This window comes from Corynebacterium sp. HMSC30G07 (genome assembly GCF_001806945.1).
GTDB lineage: Bacteria > Actinomycetota > Actinomycetes > Mycobacteriales > Mycobacteriaceae > Corynebacterium > Corynebacterium riegelii.
The window spans coordinates 1-24,272 of record NZ_KV786449.1 but is presented as its reverse complement, the minus strand read 5'-3'; the positions used below and the strand labels follow the sequence as shown (position 1 = coordinate 24,272).

Here is a 24,272-nt window from a genome sequence, read left to right as displayed (position 1 = left end):
AAACCCATCTACACCCAAAATTCCGAAGAGCCCGTTAACTCCGGCTGCGATGAGCTCGCTGATTTCGATGTGTAATTCACTCATGACCAGTCCTTTTCGCTCGATTCCCCCAGGTGTGGGGGTGCTTTCGGTCAGGTACATACAGCCATACGTTTTTCCGCTTATCCAGTCGTTTTTGCCCTCATCAACGGCTCATTTTCACGCCCCTGTTTTGCCTGCATTTCCGGGGTTTTATTCGCGGTCGCGGTCGACCTGTTTGACCACATCCAGGTAGGCGTATTGGGTGTCGCCTCGCTGGCAGGTGATCCCGGCCGCGTCCCCGGTCGCCTCGGCGTAGCGGCGCAGGATCACCGAGGCGTACTTCTCGTCCAACTCCATGAGGTAGGCGATGCGGTCGGTCTGCTCGGCGGCCATCAGGGTCGAACCGCTGCCAGCGAAGGTGTCGAGGATGATCGCGTTGGTTTGGGTTGAGTTGCGGATTGGATAAGCCAGCAGGTCCAGCGGCTTGGAGGTCGGGTGGTCGGAGTTCCTTCGCGGCTTGGCGAAGTTCCAGATCGTAGTCTGTTTCCGGTCAGCGAACCACTTGTGCTTGGCACCTTGCTTCCACCCGTAGAGCACTGGTTCGTGCTGCCACTGGTACGGCGAGCGTCCCAGGACAAGGGAGTCTTTGACCCAGATGCAGCAGCCGGAGAGTTTGAACCCGGCGTCGATGAACGCTTTGCGGAAGTTCAGCCCTTCGGTGTCGGCGTGGAACACATACGCCGACCCACCCTTGTCGAGAACACCCGCCATGTTGGTAAACGCGGTGAGCAGGAACTCGTAGAAGGAGTCGGCCTTCATCGCATCGTTCTTGATCGTGAGCCCATCGGAGGACTCGAAGGCGACGTTGTAGGGCGGGTCGGTGAGCACCAGGTTCGCGCTCTTGCCATCCATGAGCACCGCGACATCGTCTGCGTTGGTGGCGTCCCCGCAGACCAGGCGGTGCCTGCCGACAGTCCAAATGTCCCCGCGCTGGACGAAGGAGGCGGCCTCGAGAGCGGCGGTGAGATCAAAGCCGTCATCGGTGACCTCGTCATCGTCGAGGGAGCCAATCATTTGGGCGATTTCGTCATCGTCGAAGCCGGTGAGCTCGGCATCAAAGTCGGCCGCGTCCAGGTCGGCGATGAGCAGGGCCAGCTTGGACTCGTCCCAGTCGCCGCTGATCTTGTTCAATGCGACGTTCAGGGCCTTCTCGCGGGTCTCGTCCAGTTCGACGACCACGCAGTCAACATCAGTGTGGCCCAGGTCGGCGAGCACTTTCAGGCGCTGGTGGCCGCCGACGACGTGGCCGGTGGTGTGGTTGTAGATCACCGGCTCGACATACCCGAACTCCGCCAGCGAGCGCTTGAGCTTGTCGTATTCTGGATCTCCCGGTTTTAGGTCCTTACGCGGGTTGTAGTCGGCGGGCTTGAGCTCACTGATGGGTAGCTGCTTGATGAGCACGGCGGGTCACCTCTTCTCTGAGCTTGTCGGCATATGGCAGTGTCCATTCCCACTCGCTCAGGCCATGGCCCATGTGCCCGCAGGTGGCAAGCTTCGCGTAGATGGGGGCTCTAAGGCCGAGGCGTTCGATCATCGCGGCCGGTCGCAGCGGGAAGATCGCCTGGGCGGCGTCGGTGAGCAGCCAGTCCGAGTGCTGACCTGTGCCGAAGGTGTCGATGTGGAACGCGACCGGGTCGGCCTTACCGATCGCATAGGAGATAGCGACGTGGCATTCTTCGGCCAGGCGCGCATCCACCACGGTTTTCGCGATCAGGCGCGCCATGTACGCGCCTGTCCGGTCGACCTTGGAGGGGTCCTTCCCCGAGAACGCGCCACCGCCGTGCGGGCCGAGCCCACCGTAGGTGTCGACCATGAGCTTGCGTCCGGTCAGCCCGGTGTCAGCGGTGGGCCCACCGGTGACGAACCGTCCCGACGGGTTGACCAGCACCTGCTCGGGCGTGGCACCGGGCAGGTGCGCCTCGATGGCGGGAGCAACGATCAGTGTGCGCACCTCGCGTTCAAGCGCCTCGGGGTCTTTGTTCGCATCGTGTTGGATCGAGACGATCACGGTGTCGATGCCGACCGGGGCGCCGAGCTCGTCGTAGACCACACTGACCTGTGACTTTCCGTCCGGGCCGATGCCTGCGATCGTGCCGTCGGTGCGGGCGGCGTCGAGGCGGCGGCAGATCTCGTGGGCGAGCACGAGTGGCAGTGGCAGGCGCTGGGGTGTTTCGTTCGTGGCGTACCCGTAGACGGTGCCCTGGTCACCCGCCCCGAGACTCGCATACGCCGACTCGTCACCCGCACGCGCCTCGATGGAGGTGGTGACGCCTGCGCCGATGTCGGCGGATTGGCGGCGCACCCACACGTAGATGAGGAACCGGTTCGGGTTGTACCCGGCCCGTCGTAGTGCAGCACGCGTGGAGGCGCGCAGACGGGGCCGGATGGTGGTGGTGATCTCGCCGGTGACGATGATGCGCCTGCCGGTGGCCATGACCTCAACGGCCACGCGTGCCGTCGGGTCGAGGGTGAGGATGTCATCGAGGATGTGGTCTGCGATCAGATCGCAGAGCTTGTCGGGGTGGCCGATACACACAGATTCAGCACTTCGCACTACAGACACGCGGAGGGCTCCTTTCACAAAAGCGAACAACAAGAAAGCCCGCCCGGGTGCCGGGCAGGCAGGAAACGAAACAAGGGGTCGCGGGGCGTTAGGAGGAGGCTTTGAGCAGCTGCTCCATGACCTCATCGCCTGGTGTGGTGCCGGAGTAGTCGGTGGTGCAGGTGGCGCGTACGATGTCGAAGATCTCGTACCAGTACACGTTGGCCTGCTTGCCGAACGACTGCGACATGGCCACGAACGGGCTGGCGATCGCAGCTCCCGTGGTGGGGTGTTTACCGAGCAGACCGAACTTGGAAATCGCCTGCTCACACTGGATGTAGCGAGCGAACGCCTGCGCGTACTGCTCAATGAGCCGTTTGGAGACGAACTCGGTACAGCCACGCTCATCCAGCCAGCTCCACGTCTCCCGGTAGACCAAATCCGCGCCGAGCGGTTGGCCGTCACGCTGCTCAGCCGACAGATATTCGCCGGGTTCTGGCATCGGCTCGCCTGCGAGCAGCGCACCATCGCCGATGTCGGTGCCGTCCAGGTCGAACACATCGAGCTCGGCAGGTGTCGTGAGCCGGGTGGCGGGGCGACCTGAGGCGAGCTTGTCGGAAAGCGCCTCGGGCTTCGCCCCAGCGCGCACCCTGCGTCCGCCCCTGTTGGTGCCGTCTTTGGCCATGGTCTCGCCTCCTTCCTGGGGCATCGTGCCCTGGTGTGGAGGGCGTGAAGGGGTCAATACCCCGTTTGATTCGGCGGTTTTGCGCACGGTTGGCCCCGCCCGCTGAGGAGCAGCCCAGCTGTGGAGATCCGCTCGCCCCCACCCCCTCGGCAAGCGCGCCACGTCGCCTCGTGCCGGGCCAGCGGCCTCGAAGCTGGCACAGGTGAAGGTCAGCAGGGAGGCCGCGACAGGCGGGCACACAGCGCTTTTTAGTAGCTGTAGACCCGAGGGGCTTGCCGCCACCGGTCGCCATCGAGCGCGGACTGGCGCGAGTGGCACGGCTTGCACAGACTGCGCAGGTTCGACTCGTCGTGGGTGCCGCCGTGGTCGAGCGGGATCACGTGGTGGACCTCAGCCACGGGCGTGTACCGGCCACGGGTCAGGCAGTCCTCGCACAACGGGTGGGCTTCGACGTAGGCCGCGCGGATCTTTCGCCACCGGTGGTCGTAGCGTCGGTTGATCTTCGGGTCGCGCTGGTAGGTCCGGTAGCGGGTGTCCTCGGCGCGGGCGTGCTCGGGGCAGAACCGCGTCTCGGTCAGCTCGGGGCAGCCGGGCTGGGAGCACGGGCGCTTGGGTTTGAAAGGCATCCGTCTCACCGCCCTTGTCGTTCATGGCAACGACCCCCAGACGGACCGTGATGATTCGTCTGGGGGTCGGGACCTACTTTTCAACCACTTACAGCATGCGACAGGCACACCCTGAAAGTCATCCCCTCTTTGCGACACTCATGCGCGCCAATGCTTCAGTCTCTGCCGAACAAGAGACGCGCGAAGCGGGCAAGGGCGCGCTGCTTCTTGGCGAAGCAGGGGTCTGCTGAAGGTTCGATTGAGTCCAAGACCGCATGACTTTGGAAGGGTCGTGCTGAAAGGATGGCGATCGTGCCAAGAATGTATTCGGACGAGTTCAAGCGTGACGCAGTGGCGCTGGTGAACAGCGGCTTGTCGCAGAAGCAAGTGTGTAGAGACCTTGGAGTCTCGAAGTCCGCGTTGCAGACGTGGGTCAAGGACGACCGGTTCCGGGCTCTCGGGTTCACGCCGACCACAGACGTCGAGGAACGCCGCGAGATGACGGCCGCGATGCAGCGGATCCGCGAGTTGGAGATGGAAAACGAGGTGCTGCGTCGCGCGGCGGCGTATCTCTCGCAGGCGAATCTGCGGACCCCAAAATGATGTACCCGCTCGTCCGCGAGATGGCCGCCTAGAACGCCCCGCTACGGGTGCCGGTGGCGGTGGCGTGCCGGGTACTGGGCTTCTCTGAGCAGGGGTACTACCAGTGGCGCCAACAGCCGATTTCTGCTCGCCAGCAGGAAGAGGGGCACCTCATCGAGGTGTTGCACGAACTCCACGAGGTGTTGCACGAACTCCACGAGGACGATCCCGAGGGCGGCTATCGTGTGCTGGCTGACGACCTCCACGATCTGGGCTACCAGATCTCGGAGCGGCGCGTGTGGCGGCTGTGCCACGTTGCGGGGATCTCCTCGAGGATCACCAGCCGCAAACGCAAGTACCGCAAGGCCGGCGCGCCGGTCCATGATGACCTCGTGCAGCGGTTGTTCGTCGCTGATGGCCCTGACCAGGTGTGGGTCACCGACATCACCGAACACTGGACTGACGAGGGGAAATTGTACTGCTGTGCGATCAAGGATCTGTGGCACAACAAGATCGTCGGCTACTCTTTCCAGCCCAGGATGAAGGCCCGGATCGCTGTCGATGCGTTGACGATGGCCGTCTATCACCGTGGCTTCCCGAAAGGCGTGATCGTGCACTCGGATCGCGGCTCGCAATTCCGGTCGAAGAAGTACCGCAAAGCCCTCAAGAAGTTCGGGCTGCGCGGCTCCATGGGACGTGTTGGCCCGTGTGGTGACAACGCTCCTATGGAGTCATTCTTCGCGCTCCTGCAGAAGAACGTCCTCGACCGGCAACGCTGGACCACCCGCCAAGAGCTACGACTGGCGATCGTCGCATGGATCGAAGGGATCTACCACCGCAAACGACGACAACGACGCCTAGGCAAACTGACCCCCGTCGAGTACGAGGCAATCATGGCCCCCACCACTACACTGGCGGCATAAACCCTGGGCTCAACCAAACCTTCAGCAGACCCATTTAGACCCTTGTCCATTACTTAAAAACCACCTAGAGTAAGAGTGGAATCGGGAAGATTATGGGGGGTTATAATGAGAATTCGACGTCAAGCTCTACCTGTTAGTGCTCTGCTCGCTACCTTAGCATTGTTTGTAGGCTTCGTGATGCCACCTGCCCACGCATCTCCAATTGCAGATGACGACACAGGTGACCAGCCAGTATCAGCCAATGCGCCCTCTGTTGATCTGTCAAGATCATCTGCTCGGGAATTAGATCCGACAGGCTATTGGACGGAAGAAAAGATGCGATCTGCAATTCCTGCAGACAAATTAGCTCCCGAATTTATCAAACCGATACGAACCCATCCGATGAGCGATCTAAAAGGTTGAGCTTAGGAGAAGATTTGTCAGATCCTGTGTACCCCGAATTGTCGCCAGGACAACAAACTCGGAATGCCGTAGTACCTTCAACAGCTGGAAAAGTATTTTTCAGCTATAAGGGTAAAAACTATGTGTGCTCAGGTTCGGCAATTAACGGTCCGACGAAAAACGTGGTGTCTACCGCTGGCCAATGCGTACATGGGGGAAAAGGGGAAGGATGGCATTCAAACGTTGCATTCGCCCCTGCCTACTACAATGGCGCGTCAGGATACGGTCTGTGGAATTGGAAGACGGCATACACGTTTACAGGATGGACTAACTCATCAGATTTTTCGCGCGACCAAGCATTCTTCACGGTGCATCCTCGAAACGGAAGGACCCTAGTGGCTACAGTTGGTGGCAATGGACTTGCTTATAACTATGGACACAATCAAACTGGAGTGAGAATATGGGGTTGGCCTGCAGAAAAACCCTACGATGGCACAACTCCTTACTACTGTGATGGGAATACCAAGAAGTGGCGTTTCTGGTCCAGCGACATGATAATGCCCTGCGACATGACCGGTGGAGCAAGTGGAGGCCCCTGGCTACGAACAAGAATCGATGCGAATCTGGGACATGTTTTCGGTGTAACATCTCGCCGTACAACTTCAGGAAGTAAGTTACTGATTTCTACACCTTTCGATGACGCGGTAAAAAACCTTTTCCAAGGTATTAAATGAGCCTGATAAAGAGGAGTTGGTTGCCTATATCGGTCGCAATATTTATTATCTGCCTTGTGATCGGGATAGTTTTTCTTGCCTTTTATTCACGGCAAGCTACTCCAGTGCAGGACTCTCCAACATCAACGCAAGCGCCTGTTGAACAGAGTGATTATTGGAATAAAGAGCGAATGGAGTCAGCTACTCCCGCTCCCATGCCATCGCCGTAAAAACAGTGATACTTTCCCAGTTCAAACTTACTCATATTATTTCTTATACACATGCCGTCGGTATCTCCACCTGTCGTTACCACGCGCAGTCTTGGACGAATGACACGGCTTACACAAGGCTTGCAGGTTCGCCTCATCATGCGTGCCACCATCTTCGAGCGGGACGATGTGGTCAACCTCTTGGGCTGGCGTCACACGCCCCTGAGTCTGGAACTGTTCGCACAACGGGTGGGCTTGGATGTAGGCGTTGCGGATTTTGCGCCGGCGGTGGTCGTAGCGCTTGTTGATCGCAGGGTCACGCTGATACGTCCGGTACCGCTCGTCTTCTGCACGAGCGTGAGCCGGGCAGAAGCGGTGGTCGGTGAGTTCTGGGCAGCCGGGTTCGGAGCAGGGGCGTTTCGGTTTCCTCGGTACCACACCCACCTCCCACGAATACGGCAAGACCCCCAGACGGGCTACCGAGCGTCTGGGGGTCTTGGCCTAGTTGTCAACCGCTTACTACGTTACGGGCTGGTTTGGGGCAAGTCATCCGCGTTTGCCGGCACCTTTTGGCGGGTGGGTTCACAGTCCACTCGGCCCATACAATGCCGTCGCCAACCGCCCCAGCGCCCGTGACTTCTTCTGGTGCGCGGTGGAGCGTTCGACGTAGAAGTGGTCGCACACCAGGTTGACGGCGTCTTCTTGTGGACCGTCGCCGAGGAAGAAAGCCTCGAGCACAAACCTGTCATCCTCCGACAGCAAACCCCAGGCGGGGAGGAACCAGTCGAGGTATTCGCGGGCTTGGCGTTGGCGTTCGGCGAGCAGGTCGATCTTGTCTAAGGTCGCAGCAATCCTGTTTTCGTTACCGTGCGGATTCACATAGCGCGGCAGGCCATCCAACCTAGGCGAGGCTGGGTGGACGAGATCCTCCCGAAGCTGATCTGCCACGTGGCTGGTGTCTCCTGCGGCGTGTTCCATGAGTGGGTAATCTTGCAGAACTTCTATGGCATCGAGATTGATGATTTTGCTGTGGAGATTGCGATCCTCTCTATGTGGATTGCAAAGCACCAAATGAACCGTGAATTTGAGCGTCAGTTCAAGGTGGCGATTCCGCTTATCCCTCTGAAAGAAACCGGCCAAGTTCATGCAGGGAATGCGACCCGCATGGACTGGAATGCGGTGTGTCCAAACGAAGGTGAGGAAGAAGTGTACCTCATTGGAAACCCGCCGTACGCTGGTTCGAAGAAACAAACCGCTGAGCAAAAAGAAGATTACAAGTTTGTTTTCGGGGATCGCCCGTTTAACAAAAATCTCGACTACATTGCTCTCTGGTTTATCAAGGGCGCTGATTACATTGCAGGGACATCGGCAGAACTCGCATTGGTGTCAACCAACTCGGTAGTTCAAGGGGAGCATGTTGGACTCTTGTTTCCAATGATCCTTGAGATGGGCGTCGAAAGCGGGTTTGCTTACACCTCATTCAAGTGGGAAAACAACGCTGCTCATAATGCGGGGGTAACCGTTGTTGTGATTGGCCTGCGATCGAACTCGAGTCAGCCGAAGTACATATTCATCGATGACTTAAAAACAGAGGCGGGCAATATCAACGGCTATTTGGCTGATGCGCGGAATATTTCGATTGCACGGCGTACTAAGCCTCTGAGTTCTATATTTCCGAAAATGACATTCGGCAACATGGCAATGGACGGTGGGAACCTCCTTCTCAACTCGGCCGAAGAGATGGATTGTTGAGAATCACCCAAATGCGAGTCGATTTGTTCGACGAATTTTAGGCAGTCAAGAATTTATCAACGGCGAGGAACGGTACTGTCTCTAGATTTTGGACGAAGAGAGGAAAGATGCCTTGGACATCAACCCGATTCGTGAACGGGTTGAGAGAGTGAAAGCTAAGCGGCTTTCCAGCAGTGATGCTGGCACACGTAAAAAGGCATCCGAACCTTGGAAATTCCGTGAGCAAAAAGGCGGAAAGACAGACTCCATCATTGTGCCGAGGGTTTCTTCTGAGCGAAGAGACTATATCCCCATGGGGTATCTCGGACCGGACACCGTCATTTCGAATGCTGCGTTCGCGGTCTACGACGCTGAACCGTGGCTGTTTGCGCTGCTCACTTCAAAGATGCATATGGCTTGGGTTCGAGCCGTCGGCGGGAAGATGAAGACCGACTACCGCTATTCAAACACCATCGTCTACAACAACTTCCCGGTTCCTAAGAGAATCGAAAAGTACAAAGACCAACTCACGGAAACTGCGCTGCGGATCCTGGATGTGCGTGAGTACCACTGCGAAAAGACGCTGGCAGAGCTCTACGACCCAGAGGCGATGCCGCGGAACCTGCGCGAAGCACACGAGGCGAACGATGCTTTAGTGGATTCGCTGTATTCCAAGAAACCTTACGAGTCAGATGAGGCACGTCTTTCGGATCTCTTCGAGTTGTACGAGGAAATGATTGCAGCCGAAGAAGCTGCGAAAGCCGCAAAACGTAGCCGTAGAACGGTGAAAAAATCTGACCAGGCAGGAGCGAAATAATGGCTGCAGTAACAGGAAATCCAAACGCGCGTGAAAGCATTATTCAGGTTGAGTATGCGCAGGCAGGAACCTCGGTAAGTACTGATGAACTCGGTATGCGTGAAATGCAACGCCGCGTCTACGAACAACGTGGTGCGCAGTACCTCCTGATTAAGGCTCCTCCGGCATCGGGTAAATCACGTGCGCTGATGTTCGTCGCACTGGACAAGCTCTTCCACCAGGGCCGTAAGAAAGTCATTGTGGCAGTGCCAGAGCGCTCCATCGGTGGTTCGTTTGCACCGACTGATCTGCGCTCCCACGGGTTCTATGCAGACTGGGACATCAAACCAGAAAACAATCTCTGCACTCCGGGTAGTAGCAAGAGCAAGGTCGCAGAATTTATCCGCTTCCTGGAAGGTCCTGACGCGGTGCTCGTATGCACGCACGCCACCTTGCGCTTCGCATTTGAAAAGCTCACACCAGACGCATTCAATGGCACAGTGCTTGCAATCGATGAGTTCCACCATGTCTCAGCAGACCTAGACAACAGCCGCCTCGGCTACTTGCTGCGTGAAGTGATGAACGGCTCTGATGCGCACATCGTTGCCATGACAGGTTCGTACTTCCGCGGGGATACCGTGCCGGTGCTCTTACCGGAGGATGAAGCGAAGTTTACTTCCGTCACCTTCAACTATTACGACCAGCTCAATGGCTACCAGTACCTGAAATCATTAGGTATCGGCCACCACTTTTACCAAGGTCGCTACACCGATGCGATTGACCAAGTGCTGGATCTAGACAAGAAAACGATCCTGCACATTCCCAACGTGAACTCGGGTGAATCCACCAAGGACAAGATCGAAGAAGTCGGCCAGATCATTGACACCATCGGTGAAGTGATCGGCCAAGAGGAAGAAACCGGCATCATCCTCGTCCGCCGTCGAGACAACGGTGAGACACTTCGCGTTGCGGATCTTGTAGATGACACGGACCAGAAAGCACGTGCGCATACCTTGACGTATTTGACCGACGTTGCTTCCAAGAACCGCGATGCCGTGGACATCATCATTGCCCTTGGCATGGCGAAGGAAGGCTTCGACTGGCCATTCGCAGAGCATGCGCTCACCGTTGGATATCGCTCTTCACTGACTGAAATCATCCAGATCATCGGGCGTGTGACACGTGACAGCGAAGGCAAGAGGCATGCACAATTCACCAACCTTCTGGCTGAACCCGACGCAGCACAGAGCGAAGTGACCATCTCTGTCAACAACATGCTCAAGGCAATCACTGCCTCACTGTTGATGGAACAGGTGCTAGCCCAGAACTTTGACTTCAAGCCAAAGCTCAACCCTGATGAGCGCTCTGAAGGCAACACGGTCAAGATTGAAGGGCTCAAAGAGCTCACCACGGATCGTGTGCGACAGATTGTTTCCAATGACCTCAATGATCTCAATCTCAAGGCCACGATCCTCCAGGACGATACGTTTGCACGCGCAGCTGTAGGCAAACTTGATCCCCAGACCACCAACAAAGTGCTCATCCCGAAGATTATTCGTGAGCAGTATCCGGACCTCTCGGACGATGAGGTTGAGCAGGTCCGTCAGCGGGTGGTCATTGATTCGGTGATTAAGACCGGTGAGGTCAAAGAGGTTGGGGACAAGCGGTTCATTGAGATGGCGAACCAGTTTGTCAACATCGATGAGCTCAACATCAACCTGATTGACAGCATTAATCCGTTCCAGCGTGCCTTCGAAATTTTGTCGAAATCCGTCACGCCAAGCGTGCTGTCGTTGATTTCCGACGCGATTGCGACAACTCGCATTGATATGAGCCTTGAGGAAGCAATGGCGTTATACCCACAGGTTCAGGCGTGGGTGAGAGCGGAGGGGCGTCATCCCGACCGACGTTCTGATGACGCAGAGGAAAAGCAGCTAGCAGAAGCACTCTTGGTAGTGCGTAAAGCTGCAAATGAGCGCAGAAGTGAGCAGCAGGCAAAGCAGGCAGAAGCCGCTCAGCTTGGGGAAGGTGAGCAGTAATGACAGATGATGCAATTCTTGCGCAACTTGATGCCCTGATCGCAAGCGACGATGAAGGGCTGTTGGATACACCAGAAAAACCCTTGCCGGTAACGGAAACTGACAGGCTTCAGCGTGCGTTCCAAGAGGTTGTGGAGTTCTACGAAAAAGAAGGCCGCGAACCTGACCCGGAGACGATGAACATCTCAGAGCGCAAGCTTGGTGCGCGCCTAACCGGGATCCGGGCGAGCAACTTCAAAATTGAGGCTCTTGAAGATATGGATACCTACGGACTGCTCGCAACAGAACAAGCACCAACCTCTGTTGATGATCTGCTGAATTCGGACCCCCTTGGTCTGATTGGCAACGCAGGTGGAATCTTTGACACGTCCTCACTGCCACAAAAAGCGGGATACGCCGATTGAATCGGACCGCCAGCTGCGTAAGCGGTGCAAAGATTTTGAAAAGTTTGAGCCTTTGTTCAAACAGAAGCACGCAGAGCTTGAACAGGGCACCTACTCTCTGACCAAGTTTGAGGGTGCCCAGACAATCATTCCCGGTGCCTTCTTCATCCTGCGCGGTGTCATGGCCTTCATCGCGGAGGTTGGTGAATCTGAGATGAAGAGCCTGAAGCATAAAGATCAGCGCAAGGAGCGTCTCCGCGTGGTGTTTGAGAACGGCACTGAATCCGCCATGTACCGACAGTCCTTCGCAGCGCGAATGGGGGAGCAGGGCGGATTTGCTGTTACCCGTACGGGGTTTGACGTCAGTGAGATCGGTGATGCCGATGTAGAGACCGGACACATTTACGTGCTGCGTTCACTCAGTGACCACCCAGACATTCGTGGATTGAAGGATCTGTACAAGATCGGGTTCTCCACCACTCCGGTGGCTAAGCGTATCCGCGGCGCGGAAAAGAGCTCGACGTACCTCATGGCGCCAGTCGAGGTAGTCGCGGATTATCGCGCTTATAACCTGCGGCCTTCAGCACTGGAGCACCTGCTTCACCGAGTGTTCGCCTCCGCACGGTTGGACGCGTCCATTGTGGATTCCGCAGGCGGTGCAGTAAACGCGAACGAGTGGTTCCTGGTTCCCTTCCCAGTGATTGATCATGCAGTGGACCTGATTCTGTCGGGTGACATTGTGAACTATGTTTACGATCCAGCGCAGCAGGACCTAATCGAAATAGAGTAGAAAGCCCGTTCGACCTTGGCGGTTGCCTGTGTTTTAGGTGGGGTGCATACTAAACGCTGTGAGTGGAACGTCTATTCGATCACTCGCGGCGCTCCCGGAGGAGGTCGCGGGAGTAGAGCGCCCAAGCCGGGCGGAACAAATCGCGCAGTTGCGCGCCCAGATGGCGGCGTTGGGTGGGGAGGTGGTGCGCCCGGTTGCTGAAAAGCATGGCACCCTTACTATCGACGGAGCGCTGTCGCAGGTCCTGCCTAACAACGGGCTGCCAAGGCAAGCGGTGACGCATTGCAGTGACACCCCGGCGCTGATCGTGGAAGTGATCGACCAGGTCACTGCCGCCGGCGGGCACGTTGGTGTGGTGGGGTGGCCGGAGCTGTCGTACGCGGCGATTTCCAAAGAAGGGTTAGAACGCATCATCGCAGTGCCCGAACCGGGCATTGAAGACATCGCCGTGGCGGGCGTACTTGCAGAAGGCCTCGACCTGGTTATCCTGCGCACCAGAACCCAGCTTGAGCTCACGCCCGTGCGTGCGCGTCCCTTGCTGGCACGCCTGCGTAAAGGCAACGCCGCGCTGCTGACTATCAACACCACGGTGCCCTCGCCGGCGCTCACCATCACCGGCCACATCGAAGGCTTCCGCGGCATCGGCGAGGGCGTAGGGCGTATCCAAAGCATTGACCTGCGCGTGCGCGTTGAGCATAAAGGCGCTCGCCCGGCCAGCACCACGGTCACGCTTGGCCAGAAACAGCCGAAACAACAAGAACAACAACCAACCCACCTCCGGGCGGTGCCCTAAACCATGCGGGTCGCGGCACTGTGGTTTCCGGATTGGCCAGTGCAGGCGGCAAAGCTGGAACATGATGATGCGCTGGAAGAACCTATTGCGATTGCCAGCCAGCATCGGATTAAGGTGTGCTCGCAGGCGGCGCGTCGCGTAGGCATCCGCCGCGGCATGCGGGTGCGAAACGCCCAGGCGGCAGCGCCGGAGCTGACGGTCATTGAGGACAATCCGGACCGCGACGGCCGCATGTTCGCCTCCCTTGCCGCAAGCCTGGATGACGTCGCCGCAAGCGTAGAAGTACTGCGTCCGGGCTTGGTGGTTGTGGATCTACAGGCCGCCGCCAAGTTTCACGGCAGTGAAGATGTGGCGCTGGAGATGCTTATAGACGCAGTGTCGAGACGCGGCATCGACACCCAAGCCGGTGCCGCCGATGAGATCGCCACCGCCATGATCGCCGCGCGTACCTCCCAGATCGTGCCGCCACAAAAATCTCGCGAGTTTTTGGCCAACCATCCGATTACTGCCTTGACCGCAGAGACCGCCCTTGCCGCCGACCCAGAGACTGTGCGCACGCTGGGCCAACTCGGTATTGCCACGCTTGGCCAGCTTGCTGAGATCCCACCTGCCGCAATGACCACGCGCTTCGGTGCGCACGGCATGCATATTCATCGGGTGGCGGTGGCTGCGCCGGATCGTCGAGTAGCACCAGAGCTGCCCACCGAGGACCTCGCTGTGGCGATCATCCCTGAAGATCCCATCGAACGTGTAGACGCGGCAGCCTTCGCCGCTCGCGCGCTCGCCGCGAGTTTGCATGAGCGTCTCAAAGAAACTGGCCGCAACTGCCTGCGCCTGAAAGTTATCGCGGAACTTGCAGACGGCACCCGTGTGGAACGCATCTGGCGCACCCGCGAAGCACTCACCGAGCACGCCACGGCGGATCGCGTGCGCTGGCAGCTTGACGGCTGGCTGACCTCCGGCGGCGCTGGCGCGATCACCTCACTGATCCTGGAGCCACTCGAACTCGCTCAGCCAGACATCGCGGGCGAGCTGTGGTCCCAAGGCACATCATCCGACGGCGCACGCCGCGTCATTGAGCGGGTGCAGTCCCAGCTTGGTATCGACGCAGTTGTCCAACCACACCTGGTTGGCGGCCGTGGCGTCGCCGAACGCATCCGCCTTGTCCCCTTCGGCGAAGCCCCACCCGACACCACCGACCACACCTGGCCCGGCGCCATCCCCGCGCCGCTGCCCGCGCGCCTCGGCGGCGGCATCGATCACCCCGCTTCGAGCATTCTGCTTATCGACGCCACCGCCAACCCCATCACCGTCACCGCCGAAGCCCTCCTGTCATCCAAGCCCTACGCACTCAAGTGGGGCGAGAAGAAATACCTGGTTACCGCATGGGCGGGTCCGTGGCCGGTAGATGAGGGGTGGTGGGGACAAGAGGCGCAACACAACAAGGCGGCACGCATGCAGGTTGTCGGTCAGCTCGGTGGTGAATTCGCAGGCGAGGTCACCGGGTGGCTGCTGGTGTGGACGCGGCGCGCCTGGCGAGTAGAGGCCGTGTACTAGTTGCGGTACTAGTTGCGGGCGCAGTATTAACGCTGAAGATCAATAACCAGGCGCTTCGGGTTATCCAGCATCTGCACCGAGTAGGGCGCCTTGTCGCGCAAGCCCACTACGATCTGGCTGCGGCCTTCGGAAGTGCCGCCGTTGACTACGGCAACCACGTTTTCAGACGGGTTGGCCATCTGTACAAGCTCTGTGGTGTCCACGCCGATCTCGCCGGGGTGGATGGTGCCGTCGACGTTGATGTTGAGGAACACCTGGCCGTCCATAGTCAGGGGCTTGCCCACGGAGATTTTCATGGGGGTTGCGGTGTAGTCCACAAACCAGCCCGGTTCACCGTCGCCTGCAAGGTCCATCTCAATGCGGTCAACAACACCGTCGGCACTGTTGTGGCTGTCCACCCGCACGCCGGAAATCGCAAGCTGGGCAGGCTCAGATGGGCGCTGGGATTCGGGGGAGAGGTTTGCACTGTGGTCTGCCGGGTGGTCTGCCCGGTGGTCCGCCCTGTCGCGGGTGATGCCCGCCAAGACCGCACTGGTAGCTGGGGCAGTGGGAGTACTTGTTGCGTCGTAGGCTTGATGGCCATGGCCGGCGACTGGGGGAGTGGCAGTAGCGCAGCCGCCCAACATGAGCGAGGTCCCCACCAACACCGCAATCGCGCGCCCTGCAACAAACATACTTTCACGCTATCCAACGCCGCGTACAGGGCAAAACTACAGGCGTGAAAATTAGGAATGGTTATAAAAACGTTAGACAGTATGGTGTGAGGTATGACTTCCCTAACTCCGCCTTGCTCAGATGTTGCGGTTGAGGCCCTGCCCGGAACCGCGAAGACCGGCTCGACCTATGTGCTTTTTGAGTGGCCGGGGGCGTGGAGCCGCGACGTTCTCGACGGTGGCACGTTCGGTGAGGAACTCACCAACAAGCTCAAAGCACACGTGGAGCGCTACAACGCTACGCTGCTGCTGATCCGCCACTCCACGCGCGAAGCACGCCAGATTACGGATCACCACGTCTACCTCGTCTTCGCCGACCAGGGCATAACTGAGGTATTGCACGTGGATGGGCCAGAGGACGTGCTGGATTTGGATTTGTCGGGGGTGGGGAAAAACGGGGCGAAACTGCGCACAACGCCCCTGCTTTTGATCTGTACTCACGCCAAGCGTGACACCTGCTGTGCGGTGAAGGGCCGTCCGCTGGTCAATGAGCTGCGTCGTGGTGATGAGGTGTGGGAGACATCCCACATCAAGGGCCACAGGTTTGCGCCGACGATGATGCTGATGCCGTGGGCGTTCAGCTTCGGACATATGAGCCGTGAGGCGACCTCCGCGATGTTGGAGCACGCCGATGACGGCCTGTTCTTCGTGCCCGGCAACCGCGGCCGCGGCACGCTGACCCCACCAGAGCAGACTGCGGAGATCGCCGTTGCGGCTGCGCTGTCCCACCAGGGCATCAAGGTGGGCATTGATCAGTTGCAGGTGCGTATCGACGCGAACGCGAACGACCCAACCGCAACAGTCACCGTGAAAAACCGCGATACTGGCGATGAATACGAGGTAAAACTACGCCAAAAAGATATCGAAGGCGTGGTGGATTCCTGCGGCAAGGCGCCGAAGACCGGCAAGGGCTGGGTCGTGGAGAACATTACGCCAGGCCGCTGAGCACGTCGGCGACGTCCTCGATGACGTGGTCGGTGGCTTCCTTCACGTCTGCAGGCGAGTGCGTGAAGCTGAAGGACTGATCCGCAATCGCGTGCATGTCCAGGTCATTCCAGGAATCCCCAAACGTGTAGATCTCCACGTCCTTACGGTTGATGTCCAGGTGCTCCAGCAGCTCAAGCACGCCTGTGCCTTTGTTGCGGCCGTTGGCCATGATGTCCACGTAGTCCAGGTTCTGGGCGACGGTGACTTGGGGGAATTGGTCGGCCCAGGAGGCAACGTGGCGTCGTAACGCAGGGTCCGTCACACGGATCGGCACAACAGCAAAGGTGTGATCCGGGATGTCTGCAAGCTCCATGCGTGCAAAGTGGTCCGTGAACAGGTCGCCGGTTTTGGTGTTGATGCTAAACGCGCCATCGACCGGACCAACCGTGGTGCCGAAAATGGCAACGCCCTCGGTGTCGCCGAATTCTTCGACCGCGGCGCGCAGGATGTCAGTGTCAATGGGGTAGGCGTAGATCAGATCAGCGCCGTCACCGGTGGTTGCAGACGCCCCGTTGGACAACACGCGGTAATCAAACACCAGCGCATCTTCCGGGGGCATGGCAAACGTAAGCGCCGAGCGCGACCGGCCCGTGGCAGCTACTGCCAGGTTTCCGTTGTCGCGCCAGGCGCTGATTGCTTCTAAATCCTGCTGGTTGAAGCTGTAGGTGCCGTTTGGGCGGCGGTGGTACAAGGTGCCGTCAAAATCGAAAACCGCAATCTTCACGCACCTCATGGTAGTGACTAGCGGCGCATGACCTTCTTGGACAACCAGTTGCCCACAAACTGCGCCAGCTGCACCACAACCACAATCACGATCACCGCAGCCCACGTCACGGCCGGCTCGAACTGGCGGTAGCCGTACACAATGGCAAAGTCACCCAAGCCACCGCCGCCGATGTAGCCCGCCATGGCGGACATGTCGATCACGGCGATGAAGATGAACGTGTAGCCCAGAATTAGCGGGCCGAGCGCCTCCGGCAGGATCACAGACTGGATGATCTTCCACGGGCCGGCGCCCATGGAACGAGCAGCCTCGATCACACCCGGGTCAATGGCCACCAGGTTCTGCTCCACAATGCGTGCCACCGTAAACGTGGCCGAAAAGCACATCACGAACGTGGCGGCGGAGCGCCCAATCGTGGTGTCCAGCACCGCAAGGGTGATGGGGTAGAGCATGGCGATCATGATGATGAACGGGATCGGCCTAAAGAAGTTCACGGCCACGTTGATCAGCGTGTACACCACGCGGTTCTGCAAAATGCCGCCCGAGCGGGTGGTGTAGAGCAGCACGCCCAGAAGCAACCCGAAGAAACCGCCGACAACCATGGTGATGGCGACCATCCACAAGGTGTCGCCGATCGCTTCGACGAACAAGGGGCCGAGGCACTCCCAGTTGGCCTCTGCTAGGAGGAACTCGTTGACGTTTGCGCTCACGTTTGCGCTCATCGGGTGATCTCCTGAATATCAGTGGTGGTTTGCAGGGTGTGCAGGAACTCATTGATCGCGGCGTCATCGCCGTTGAGGCGCACCGTCATCTTGCCAAAGCTGTGCTCCTGCAAGGTGGTAATACCGGCGTGTACCGGCTGCACCGACACGCCACGCGCGCGAGCCTTCTCAGCAGCGCCGAAAAAGCCGGAGTTGTCGGTCAGGTCCACCGTGAACAGGCGTCCAGGTGCGGCGTTGAGCAGCTGCTTTTCCTCAACCTCATTTGGCGTGTTGCGCAGGCTGGTGGATACAAAGCGCTCGGCAACACGGGTCTGCGGGTTGGAAAACACCTCATAGACGCTGCCGTACTCAACCACGCGGCCTTGTTCCATCACCGCAACCTTGTCGGCGATAGCGCGGATCACGTCCATCTCGTGGGTGATCACCACGATGGTGATGCCGAACTCCTCGTTGACGCGACGCAAAAGACCCAGCACCTCTTCGGTGGTTTCGGGGTCAAGGGCGGACGTCGCTTCGTCTGCAAGCAACAGCGATGGGTTGGTGGCCAGGGCGCGGGCAATGCCAACGCGCTGCTTCTGGCCGCCAGAGAGCTGCTCCGGATAGTTCTGGCCACGATCAGACAGGCCGACGAACTCGAGCAGCTCAGCCACACGCGCCTTGCGCGCGGCCTTGTCCATGCCCGCAAGCTGCAGCGGGTACTCCACGTTGGCCGCCGCGGTGCGGGAAGACAGCAGGTTGAACTGCTGGAAGATCATGCCAATGTTGCGGCGGATCTTGCGTAAGTCTTTTTCGGACTTGCCAACCACATCGGTGCCGTCTAAAAGCAGCTGCCCCGAAGTCGCCTGATCAAGCCCGTTAATCAAACGCACAAGCGTTGATTTACCGGCACCCGAGTAGCCAATGACGCCGAGGATTTCGCCGGGCTCAACGGTAAGGGTGACCCCATCTACCGCCCTGACCTCGCGGCCGCCCGTTTTAAATACCTTTTCTACGTCCCGGAATTCGACCCGGGTGCCGGTGTTAGCCATGGATTACAGCTCTTACTTCTCGTTTGCAACCAGACGGTCGAGGATCTCGTTGAGCTCTTCCTTCGGACGCTCAACCTCAACAGCGGTGTTGCGGGAGTCCTTCTGCACAGCCTCAGCAACAGCCGGGTCGTGCCACAGCTCAGCCAGCTTCAGGTAGGTCGGGTTGTCAATGTCTTCTGCGCGGGACGCGAAGACGTTGATGTACGGCTCGCCCTGCTCAGAAGCCGGGTCATCCTGGAAGATAGCCTCGGTCGGCTCAATGCCAGCACGGTCCAGCCAGGAGTTGTTGATAATCGCCGGGCGGCCCTCCTTGTAGGCAGTCGGGGTCTGGGAAGCGTCAACCGGAACCACGGAGACCTTGGACGCAGCAGCGTCAATGTCAGCCGGGGTCGGAGCCAGCGCGTCCGAGCCTTCCTTCAGGGTGAGCAGGCCAGCCTGGACCAGCACGTTGATGGCGCGGCCCTGGTTGGAGTCATCGTTCGGGATGGCAATCTCGGAGCCCTCGATGCCGTCCAGGGAGTCGTGGTCCTTCCAGAACAGTGCCAGCGGGTAGATCTCGGTGGAGCCGAGCACGCGCAGGTCATTGCCGGAGGAAGCGTTGTACTTAGCCAGGTAGAGGATGTGCTGGTACTTGTTCAGGTCTAGCTCGCCCTGCGCCAGGGCCTCGTTGACCGGCGGGTAGTCAGAGAACTGCACGATGTCCAGGGTGATGCCCTCTTCAGCAGCCAGGTCGGCGAAGACGGACCAAGCCTGCTGGTCAGCGTCGGTGGTGCCGATCTTGACCACTACGTTGTCGCCGTCCTGTGCAGCTGCGTCGGTAGCGGAGTCGGACTCGTTGGAGCAAGCAACCAGGCTGGTTGCTGCGATGGTCAGTGCCGCCAGGGAGGCGGTGATACGAGATGCGCGCATGAGGGTTCTCCTTTATAGGCATCGGGAATGTACGAGGAGTGAACTTAGCACCCCATGTACCGCTTAGTCTATTTCTGGCCCGATTAAGGGGTGTAACGGTTGACCAAGCTGTCTGTAGATCAAGATTTACCGTTAGAACGTACGGGCGGATAGTGCTAGTGTTTCCCTCATGAGATTCAACGGGGGAGCGCCACTTTCCTGGTCGCGGCTGGAGCGGATCCTCTCCGGCCGGCCGGGACCTGCGCCTGTGCCGGTGGGGCACGTTGATGAGCCTGAGGGGGCAGAGTCGGCTGGGCGACGCGATCGGCCGGAAGTGCTCATGCCGTTTGCGGAGCTGCACGCCGTGAGCTCCTACAGTTTTCTCGGCGGCGCGAGCGAGCCGGAAGAGCTCGTAGCGCGTGCTGCGGAACTGGGATTGCAGGCAGTTGGCCTGCTGGATCGTGATGGATTCTATGGCGCCGTGAAGTTTGCGGAGGCCGCCGCCGAAGCTGGCGTGGGCACGGTATTTGGCGCCGAACTGACCTTGAGTGTGGGACTGGAGGAGCGGATCCTGCCCGTTATCGCCCGCGGGCCTGAGGGGTATAAGCGCCTGTCGCACCTGATGGCGGGGGCGCATATGGCAACGCGCGAAAAGGGCAAGGTGGCCTACCCGCCGCTGGAGGTGATCGGGGAGGAACTTGCCGGCACGTGTATAGCACTTGCCGGGTGGCGCTGGGCGGGTGATATCGCTCACCTGGTCGACACCTTCGGAAGTGACAACGTGGTGTTGGAATATGAGGTCTCCATGACCCCGGAAGATGCCGATAATCACGCTTTGCTTGACGCTATAGCCGCACAAACACGGCTGCCGGCCATCATTACTGCCGCGCCTGCCGCCGCCACCCGGGACGCGGCACGCCTGGCCGCCGCCAAACGCGCACTTGCGCGCAGGCAGTCGCTCGCCCAGGCGCATGGGGACCTGCACCCGATGGGCGCGAACTGGCTGCGCAGCGCCGCCCAGATCGCGCGCATGTGCCCAGGTAGTGAGGAAAAAATCGCCTACGCCGCCGAACTTGCCGCGCAGTGCGCCTTCACGCTGAACCTGGTTGCGCCGGAACTGCCTACGTTTCCCACCCCCGAGGGTCACAACGAGATGAGCTTTTTGCGCTCAATCACCCACGCGGGGGCGCAGGTGCGTTACGTGGGGAGGGATGCGGTGTGGCGTCGGCAAGCAAAAGCCCAAATTGACTATGAGCTCGGCGTAATCGAGGAGCTGAACTTCCCCGGCTACTTCCTCATCGTGCATGACCTGGTGGATTTCTGCCGGCGCGAAAACATCCTGTGCCAGGGGCGCGGCAGTGCGGCCAACTCCGCGGTCTGTTTCGCACTTGGCATAACGAATGTGGAGCCGGTCTCAGCGGGCTTGCTGTTTGAGCGCTTCCTGTCGCCGGATCGGGACGGCCCTCCGGACATTGACATTGACATTGAATCCGGCAGGCGCGAGGAGGTTATCCAGTACGTGTACGCGCGCTACGGGCGCGAGAACGCCGCGCAGGTGGCCAATGTGATCACCTACCGCCGCAAAGGTGCCGTGCGCGATGCCGCGCGCGCTTTGGGCTACGCGCAGGGCGCGGCCGACAGCTGGTCCAAGGGGATTGAGGAGCCGCCGGTGAACGTGGTTGCCCTGGCGGACAAGTTCCGCGGCCAGCCCCGCCACCTGGGCATTCACTCCGGCGGCATGGTGATTTGTGATCGCCCGATTGCAGACGTTGTGCCGGTCGAATGGGCGCGCATGGAAGGCCGCTCGGTGGTGCAGTGGGACAAAGACGACTGCGCGTCCGCCGGCCTGGTCAAGTTCGACCTGCTCGGCCTGGGCATGCTCGAAGCACTGCACCACATGATGGACCTGGTCCTAGACACCACCGGCCGCGAGGTTCGCCTGTGGGAGCTTCCGCTTGACGACGCCGCTGTGTACTCCATGCTCGCCCGCGCCGATTCCGTGGGCGTATTCCAGGTGGAGTCGCGCGCCCAGATGAGCACGCTGCCCAGGTTGAAGCCGCGTTGCTTCTTTGACTTGGTGGTGGAGGTCGCGCTGATTCGTCCGGGGCCGATCCAGGGCGGATCCGTACACCCGTACCTGCGGCGCCGCGACGGGCTAGAGCCTGTGGAATATGACCACCCGGTGCTGGAGAAGTCCCTGGGCAAAACGTTGGGGATTCCGCTGTTTCAGGAGCAGCTGATGCAGATCTGCGTGGACGCCGCCGGCTTTTCCGGCCGCGAAGCCGATGCGGTGCGACGCGCCATGGGCTCGAAGCGTTCCCCGGAGAAAATGGCGGCCATGCGGCAGCGTTTCTTCACCGGCTGCTGGGAGGTCAACCAGATCCCTGAGGAGGTTGCGGAACGGTTGTGGCAGAAGATCGTGGCCTTTGCCGCCTACGGGTTCCCCGAATCCCACTCCCAATCATTTGCATCCCTGGTGTATTTCTCCGCGTGGTTCAAGCACTACTACCCGGCGCAGTTCTGCGTGGGGCTGCTTCGTGCGCAGCCGATGGGGTTCTACTCGCCGCAGTCCTTGATTCAAGACGCCCGCCGCCACGGCGTAGAAGTACTGCCAGTATGTGTGAACGCCTCCGGGCGCGAGGCGCTGTGCGTGGACTCCACAACAATCCGGATGGGCCTTGGGCTGGTGCGCGGCCTCGGCGCGGATGCTGCTTCACGAGTAGAAGCCGCAGCCCCATTTGCAGACATCCCGGATTTGGCGCGCCGGGCGGAGCTGAGCGTGGAGCACGTTGAGGCGCTGGCGCGCGCAGGTGCTTTGGATTGTTTCGGCGTGACGCGCAGGCAGGCGCTGTGGCAGGCAGGCATTGCCGCCACCGAACGCGACGGCATGCTGCCGGGCGTGAGCGCTATCTCCGCGCCAGCACTGCCCGGCATGAACGCGTTTGAGCTCATGGCAGCCGACGTTGCCGCCACCGGTGTCACCCCTGGTCTGATGCCGGTAGAGATGCTGCGCAGCGCCCTTGGTGCGGCCGGCGTTGTGCCCGCGGATCAGCTGCGCTTGGTTGAAGACGGCACACGTGTCCGCATCGCCGGCGTTATCACCCACCGCCAGCAGCCATCTACCGCCAGCGGGGTGACATTTCTGGGTATGGAGGATGAGACCGGCCTGATGAACGTAGTTATCTCCGTCGGATTATGGAACCGTCAGCGTGTGGTGGCGCGCACCGCAAAGGCGATGATTGTGCGTGGCATTGTGCAAAACGCTTCCGGGGCGGTGTCTATCGTGGCTGATCGCTTAGAACCGCTAGAGATGGGGGAGTGGCTCACCCGCGGATCACGGGATTTCCGGTGATCTGAACTCGACGCTGCGGCTGGTAGCGTAATCGCCAGCGTCCATCCTTTAGCTGCGCGTTGCTAGTTGCAGGTCATATTTTGGCGTACTCAACTGACAAGGGCGGAGATGCCACGTGGCTTCAATTCGTTCCACGGATATCAGGACATCATTTTCCTCAGCACCGATGCTGGAAATGAGAGGGACAATAAACTTATTGAAAGCCTCGAGCACGTCAATATTTAAAAGCGAATCAATATGATTCGCACGATTCCTCAAGTGAACAGCGATTCGTGTGTATTCACCAACAGTTTCACCGACGGATGATCGCCGTGAAGCGGTGCGTATCTGACAGGGAAATGCGCTATGTAAGCACGATCTCCATAATTCCTCACGGGCTCTCTTTCTCTGAGCATTCCTTTCCCATCGATCGGGGAGTAATAATGCCCAGGATCCAAACGAAGTTTGGGCTACAAGATCGTCATGGGTTATAGCGTTTCTAGAGGTAGAGCTGCTATATCCTCTGCGGTTTCTCCGAACTTGGTCCTTCAGAGTTCTTTCTCGGAAGTAGGGGTTGCCGCGAGAATCGAGAAGTTGATTCAGGTGTGGGACTAGGCGGTAATTTGCAATCCATTGTCGGTTACCATCAGGTGAATTTTTTAAACTCTCGTCTATTGCATTCCGCAAATAGATTTCTGTAACACCGAGTGCTTCTTGGATAGCGCCCGCCATCCGAATTCCCCAAACATAGAGTGCTTCAGGATCGACCACCGACTGTTGGGCGGCGTCAATATAACTGCTGAAACGACGTTGTGGCAGCGTGTTTGTAATTATCCCTTTATTTAAAGGCTCTCCTAACGACATAGAATCAGCGTAGCCATCGATATCTGTCAGATGTTTGATATAATGAGTCAATCCGCTGTCGATGGTTCGGCAGCGAAGAAGGAGACGGACCGTTAGGTTGACAGTTCCCTTTGAAGCGGGCACTTCGGTGTCCGCTTTTATTTTGATAATGTCTCTTAAGCCCATCACCCGCGGGTTAAGTGACAAAATGTGTGCTTTTCTCGGC

General features: G+C 59.2%; 23 protein-coding genes and 2 pseudogenes. 13 read left to right on the top strand and 12 right to left on the bottom strand.

Annotated features, from left to right (window positions below; genetic code table 11):
• Positions 1 to 231: 231 nt before the first annotated feature.
• The 4 genes from HMPREF3104_RS01505 to HMPREF3104_RS01490 all read right to left on the bottom strand — a co-directional run bounded on the left by HMPREF3104_RS01505 (position 232) and on the right by HMPREF3104_RS01490 (position 3,934).
• Positions 232 to 1,482 (bottom strand): site-specific DNA-methyltransferase, encoded by a 1,251-nt coding sequence (locus tag HMPREF3104_RS01505; RefSeq protein ID WP_070493635.1) that lies wholly within the window; start codon positions 1,480 to 1,482, stop codon positions 232 to 234.
• Positions 1,454 to 2,644: a methionine adenosyltransferase gene (gene metK / locus HMPREF3104_RS01500; protein WP_070493632.1), complete on the bottom strand. Its 1,191-nt coding sequence runs from the start codon at positions 2,642 to 2,644 to the stop codon at positions 1,454 to 1,456. The genes HMPREF3104_RS01505 and metK overlap by 29 nt, the downstream gene beginning before the upstream one ends.
• Positions 2,645 to 2,732: 88 nt before the next feature.
• Positions 2,733 to 3,308 carry a P27 family phage terminase small subunit gene (locus HMPREF3104_RS01495; RefSeq protein WP_014320313.1) on the bottom strand — a complete coding sequence of 192 codons (576 nt, stop codon included), beginning with the start codon at positions 3,306 to 3,308 and terminating at the stop codon, positions 2,733 to 2,735.
• A 248-nt stretch (positions 3,309 to 3,556) separates the two neighbouring features.
• A complete protein-coding gene (locus HMPREF3104_RS01490; RefSeq protein ID WP_070447350.1) occupies positions 3,557 to 3,934 on the bottom strand; it encodes an HNH endonuclease in 378 nt (125 codons plus the stop codon).
• A 291-nt stretch (positions 3,935 to 4,225) separates the two neighbouring features.
• On the opposite strand from HMPREF3104_RS01490, the pseudogene HMPREF3104_RS01480 reads away from it, so the two are divergent.
• The 3 genes and pseudogenes from HMPREF3104_RS01480 (at position 4,226) to HMPREF3104_RS11910 (ending at position 6,533) form a co-directional block, all read left to right on the top strand.
• Positions 4,226 to 5,418 (top strand): annotated as a pseudogene (locus tag HMPREF3104_RS01480) (IS3 family transposase).
• A 105-nt stretch (positions 5,419 to 5,523) separates the two neighbouring features.
• Positions 5,524 to 5,820: a hypothetical protein gene (locus tag HMPREF3104_RS12230; protein WP_201822813.1), complete on the top strand. Its 297-nt coding sequence runs from the start codon at positions 5,524 to 5,526 to the stop codon at positions 5,818 to 5,820.
• A gap of 14 nt (positions 5,821 to 5,834) precedes the next feature.
• A complete protein-coding gene (locus HMPREF3104_RS11910; protein ID WP_141738082.1) occupies positions 5,835 to 6,533 on the top strand; it encodes a trypsin-like serine peptidase in 699 nt (232 codons plus the stop codon).
• Positions 6,534 to 6,778: 245 nt separating this feature from the next.
• On the opposite strand, the gene HMPREF3104_RS11905 is transcribed toward HMPREF3104_RS11910, so the two are convergent.
• A complete protein-coding gene (locus HMPREF3104_RS11905) occupies positions 6,779 to 7,159 on the bottom strand; it encodes an HNH endonuclease (protein ID WP_083278868.1) in 381 nt (126 codons plus the stop codon).
• Positions 7,160 to 7,303: 144 nt separating this feature from the next.
• Complete coding sequence (locus HMPREF3104_RS01475) at positions 7,304 to 7,621, bottom strand: hypothetical protein (protein WP_246816306.1); 318 nt, start codon at positions 7,619 to 7,621, stop codon at positions 7,304 to 7,306.
• A gap of 15 nt (positions 7,622 to 7,636) precedes the next feature.
• On the opposite strand from HMPREF3104_RS01475, the gene HMPREF3104_RS12690 reads away from it, so the two are divergent.
• From HMPREF3104_RS12690 to HMPREF3104_RS01445, 8 genes and pseudogenes are all read left to right on the top strand, one after another.
• Positions 7,637 to 8,473 (top strand): DNA methyltransferase, encoded by an 837-nt coding sequence (locus HMPREF3104_RS12690; protein ID WP_246816305.1) that lies wholly within the window; start codon positions 7,637 to 7,639, stop codon positions 8,471 to 8,473.
• Positions 8,430 to 8,894 (top strand): annotated as a pseudogene (locus HMPREF3104_RS12895) (type IIL restriction-modification enzyme MmeI); the annotation flags it as partial. The gene HMPREF3104_RS12690 and the pseudogene HMPREF3104_RS12895, both read left to right, overlap by 44 nt.
• On the top strand, positions 8,895 to 9,269 hold the full coding sequence (locus HMPREF3104_RS12890) for a type IIL restriction-modification enzyme MmeI (RefSeq protein WP_330910990.1): 375 nt from the start codon (positions 8,895 to 8,897) through the stop codon (positions 9,267 to 9,269).
• Positions 9,269 to 11,287: a DEAD/DEAH box helicase gene (locus HMPREF3104_RS01460; protein WP_070493622.1), complete on the top strand. Its 2,019-nt coding sequence runs from the start codon at positions 9,269 to 9,271 to the stop codon at positions 11,285 to 11,287. The genes HMPREF3104_RS12890 and HMPREF3104_RS01460 overlap by 1 nt, the downstream gene beginning before the upstream one ends.
• Positions 11,287 to 11,691 carry a hypothetical protein gene (locus tag HMPREF3104_RS12680; RefSeq protein ID WP_246816301.1) on the top strand — a complete coding sequence of 135 codons (405 nt, stop codon included), beginning with the start codon at positions 11,287 to 11,289 and terminating at the stop codon, positions 11,689 to 11,691. The genes HMPREF3104_RS01460 and HMPREF3104_RS12680 overlap by 1 nt, the downstream gene beginning before the upstream one ends.
• A 52-nt stretch (positions 11,692 to 11,743) precedes the next feature.
• Complete coding sequence (locus HMPREF3104_RS12675) at positions 11,744 to 12,460, top strand: GIY-YIG nuclease family protein (RefSeq protein WP_246816300.1); 717 nt, start codon at positions 11,744 to 11,746, stop codon at positions 12,458 to 12,460.
• Positions 12,461 to 12,518: 58 nt separating this feature from the next.
• Positions 12,519 to 13,253 carry a hypothetical protein gene (locus tag HMPREF3104_RS01450; RefSeq protein ID WP_246816298.1) on the top strand — a complete coding sequence of 245 codons (735 nt, stop codon included), beginning with the start codon at positions 12,519 to 12,521 and terminating at the stop codon, positions 13,251 to 13,253.
• A 3-nt stretch (positions 13,254 to 13,256) separates the two neighbouring features.
• Entirely contained in the window at positions 13,257 to 14,810 is a 1,554-nt protein-coding gene (locus HMPREF3104_RS01445; RefSeq protein WP_070493617.1) for a DNA polymerase Y family protein, read from the top strand.
• A 26-nt stretch (positions 14,811 to 14,836) separates the two neighbouring features.
• Here HMPREF3104_RS01445 and HMPREF3104_RS01440 read toward each other — a convergent pair whose 3' ends face one another.
• Complete coding sequence (locus tag HMPREF3104_RS01440) at positions 14,837 to 15,484, bottom strand: AMIN-like domain-containing (lipo)protein (protein WP_141738081.1); 648 nt, start codon at positions 15,482 to 15,484, stop codon at positions 14,837 to 14,839.
• Positions 15,485 to 15,577: 93 nt separating this feature from the next.
• Between HMPREF3104_RS01440 and HMPREF3104_RS01435 the strand changes: the two genes are divergently transcribed.
• Positions 15,578 to 16,468, top strand: a complete 891-nt coding sequence (locus tag HMPREF3104_RS01435) for a sucrase ferredoxin (RefSeq protein ID WP_070493614.1) — start codon at positions 15,578 to 15,580, stop codon at positions 16,466 to 16,468.
• On the opposite strand, the gene HMPREF3104_RS01430 is transcribed toward HMPREF3104_RS01435, so the two are convergent.
• Genes HMPREF3104_RS01430 through HMPREF3104_RS01415 form a run of 4 tightly spaced genes read right to left on the bottom strand, consistent with a single transcriptional unit; the run spans position 16,452 to position 19,893 of the window.
• A complete protein-coding gene (locus tag HMPREF3104_RS01430; RefSeq protein ID WP_246816297.1) occupies positions 16,452 to 17,234 on the bottom strand; it encodes an HAD family hydrolase in 783 nt (260 codons plus the stop codon). The genes HMPREF3104_RS01435 and HMPREF3104_RS01430 overlap by 17 nt on opposite strands.
• A gap of 17 nt (positions 17,235 to 17,251) precedes the next feature.
• Positions 17,252 to 17,956, bottom strand: a complete 705-nt coding sequence (locus HMPREF3104_RS01425) for a methionine ABC transporter permease (protein WP_070493607.1) — start codon at positions 17,954 to 17,956, stop codon at positions 17,252 to 17,254.
• The gene (locus HMPREF3104_RS01420) at positions 17,953 to 18,984 is read right to left on the bottom strand and encodes a methionine ABC transporter ATP-binding protein (protein WP_052205299.1); all 1,032 of its coding nucleotides are present in this window, start codon (positions 18,982 to 18,984) and stop codon (positions 17,953 to 17,955) included. Before HMPREF3104_RS01420 ends, HMPREF3104_RS01425 begins: the two co-directional genes overlap by 4 nt.
• 12 nt (positions 18,985 to 18,996) lie before the next feature.
• Positions 18,997 to 19,893: a MetQ/NlpA family ABC transporter substrate-binding protein gene (locus tag HMPREF3104_RS01415; RefSeq protein WP_052205298.1), complete on the bottom strand. Its 897-nt coding sequence runs from the start codon at positions 19,891 to 19,893 to the stop codon at positions 18,997 to 18,999.
• Between the two features lie 169 nt (positions 19,894 to 20,062).
• Between HMPREF3104_RS01415 and HMPREF3104_RS01410 the strand changes: the two genes are divergently transcribed.
• Positions 20,063 to 23,224, top strand: a complete 3,162-nt coding sequence (locus HMPREF3104_RS01410; protein WP_070493604.1) for an error-prone DNA polymerase — start codon at positions 20,063 to 20,065, stop codon at positions 23,222 to 23,224.
• A 48-nt stretch (positions 23,225 to 23,272) separates the two neighbouring features.
• Here the strand turns inward: HMPREF3104_RS01410 and HMPREF3104_RS12405 are convergent.
• A partial coding sequence (locus tag HMPREF3104_RS12405; RefSeq protein ID WP_168156338.1) for a hypothetical protein occupies positions 23,273 to 24,272 on the bottom strand: 1,000 nt, incomplete at its 5' end.

What these genes read in the sequence shown, in the direction of transcription:
- HMPREF3104_RS01495 (WP_014320313.1), bottom strand. Translation starts at nt 3,308, where the DNA reads ATGGCCAAAGACGGCACCAACAGGGGCGGACGCAGGGTGCGCGCTGGG.
- HMPREF3104_RS01490 (WP_070447350.1), bottom strand. Translation starts at nt 3,934, where the DNA reads ATGCCTTTCAAACCCAAGCGCCCGTGCTCCCAGCCCGGCTGCCCCGAG.
- HMPREF3104_RS12230 (WP_201822813.1), top strand. Translation starts at nt 5,524, where the DNA reads ATGAGAATTCGACGTCAAGCTCTACCTGTTAGTGCTCTGCTCGCTACC.
- HMPREF3104_RS12890 (WP_330910990.1), top strand. Translation starts at nt 8,895, where the DNA reads ATGAAGACCGACTACCGCTATTCAAACACCATCGTCTACAACAACTTC.
- HMPREF3104_RS01460 (WP_070493622.1), top strand. Translation starts at nt 9,269, where the DNA reads ATGGCTGCAGTAACAGGAAATCCAAACGCGCGTGAAAGCATTATTCAG.
- HMPREF3104_RS12680 (WP_246816301.1), top strand. Translation starts at nt 11,287, where the DNA reads ATGACAGATGATGCAATTCTTGCGCAACTTGATGCCCTGATCGCAAGC.
- HMPREF3104_RS01445 (WP_070493617.1), top strand. Translation starts at nt 13,257, where the DNA reads ATGCGGGTCGCGGCACTGTGGTTTCCGGATTGGCCAGTGCAGGCGGCA.
- HMPREF3104_RS01440 (WP_141738081.1), bottom strand. Translation starts at nt 15,484, where the DNA reads ATGTTTGTTGCAGGGCGCGCGATTGCGGTGTTGGTGGGGACCTCGCTC.
- HMPREF3104_RS01435 (WP_070493614.1), top strand. Translation starts at nt 15,578, where the DNA reads ATGACTTCCCTAACTCCGCCTTGCTCAGATGTTGCGGTTGAGGCCCTG.
- HMPREF3104_RS01425 (WP_070493607.1), bottom strand. Translation starts at nt 17,956, where the DNA reads ATGAGCGCAAACGTGAGCGCAAACGTCAACGAGTTCCTCCTAGCAGAG.
- HMPREF3104_RS01420 (WP_052205299.1), bottom strand. Translation starts at nt 18,984, where the DNA reads ATGGCTAACACCGGCACCCGGGTCGAATTCCGGGACGTAGAAAAGGTA.
- HMPREF3104_RS01415 (WP_052205298.1), bottom strand. Translation starts at nt 19,893, where the DNA reads ATGCGCGCATCTCGTATCACCGCCTCCCTGGCGGCACTGACCATCGCA.
- HMPREF3104_RS01410 (WP_070493604.1), top strand. Translation starts at nt 20,063, where the DNA reads ATGAGATTCAACGGGGGAGCGCCACTTTCCTGGTCGCGGCTGGAGCGG.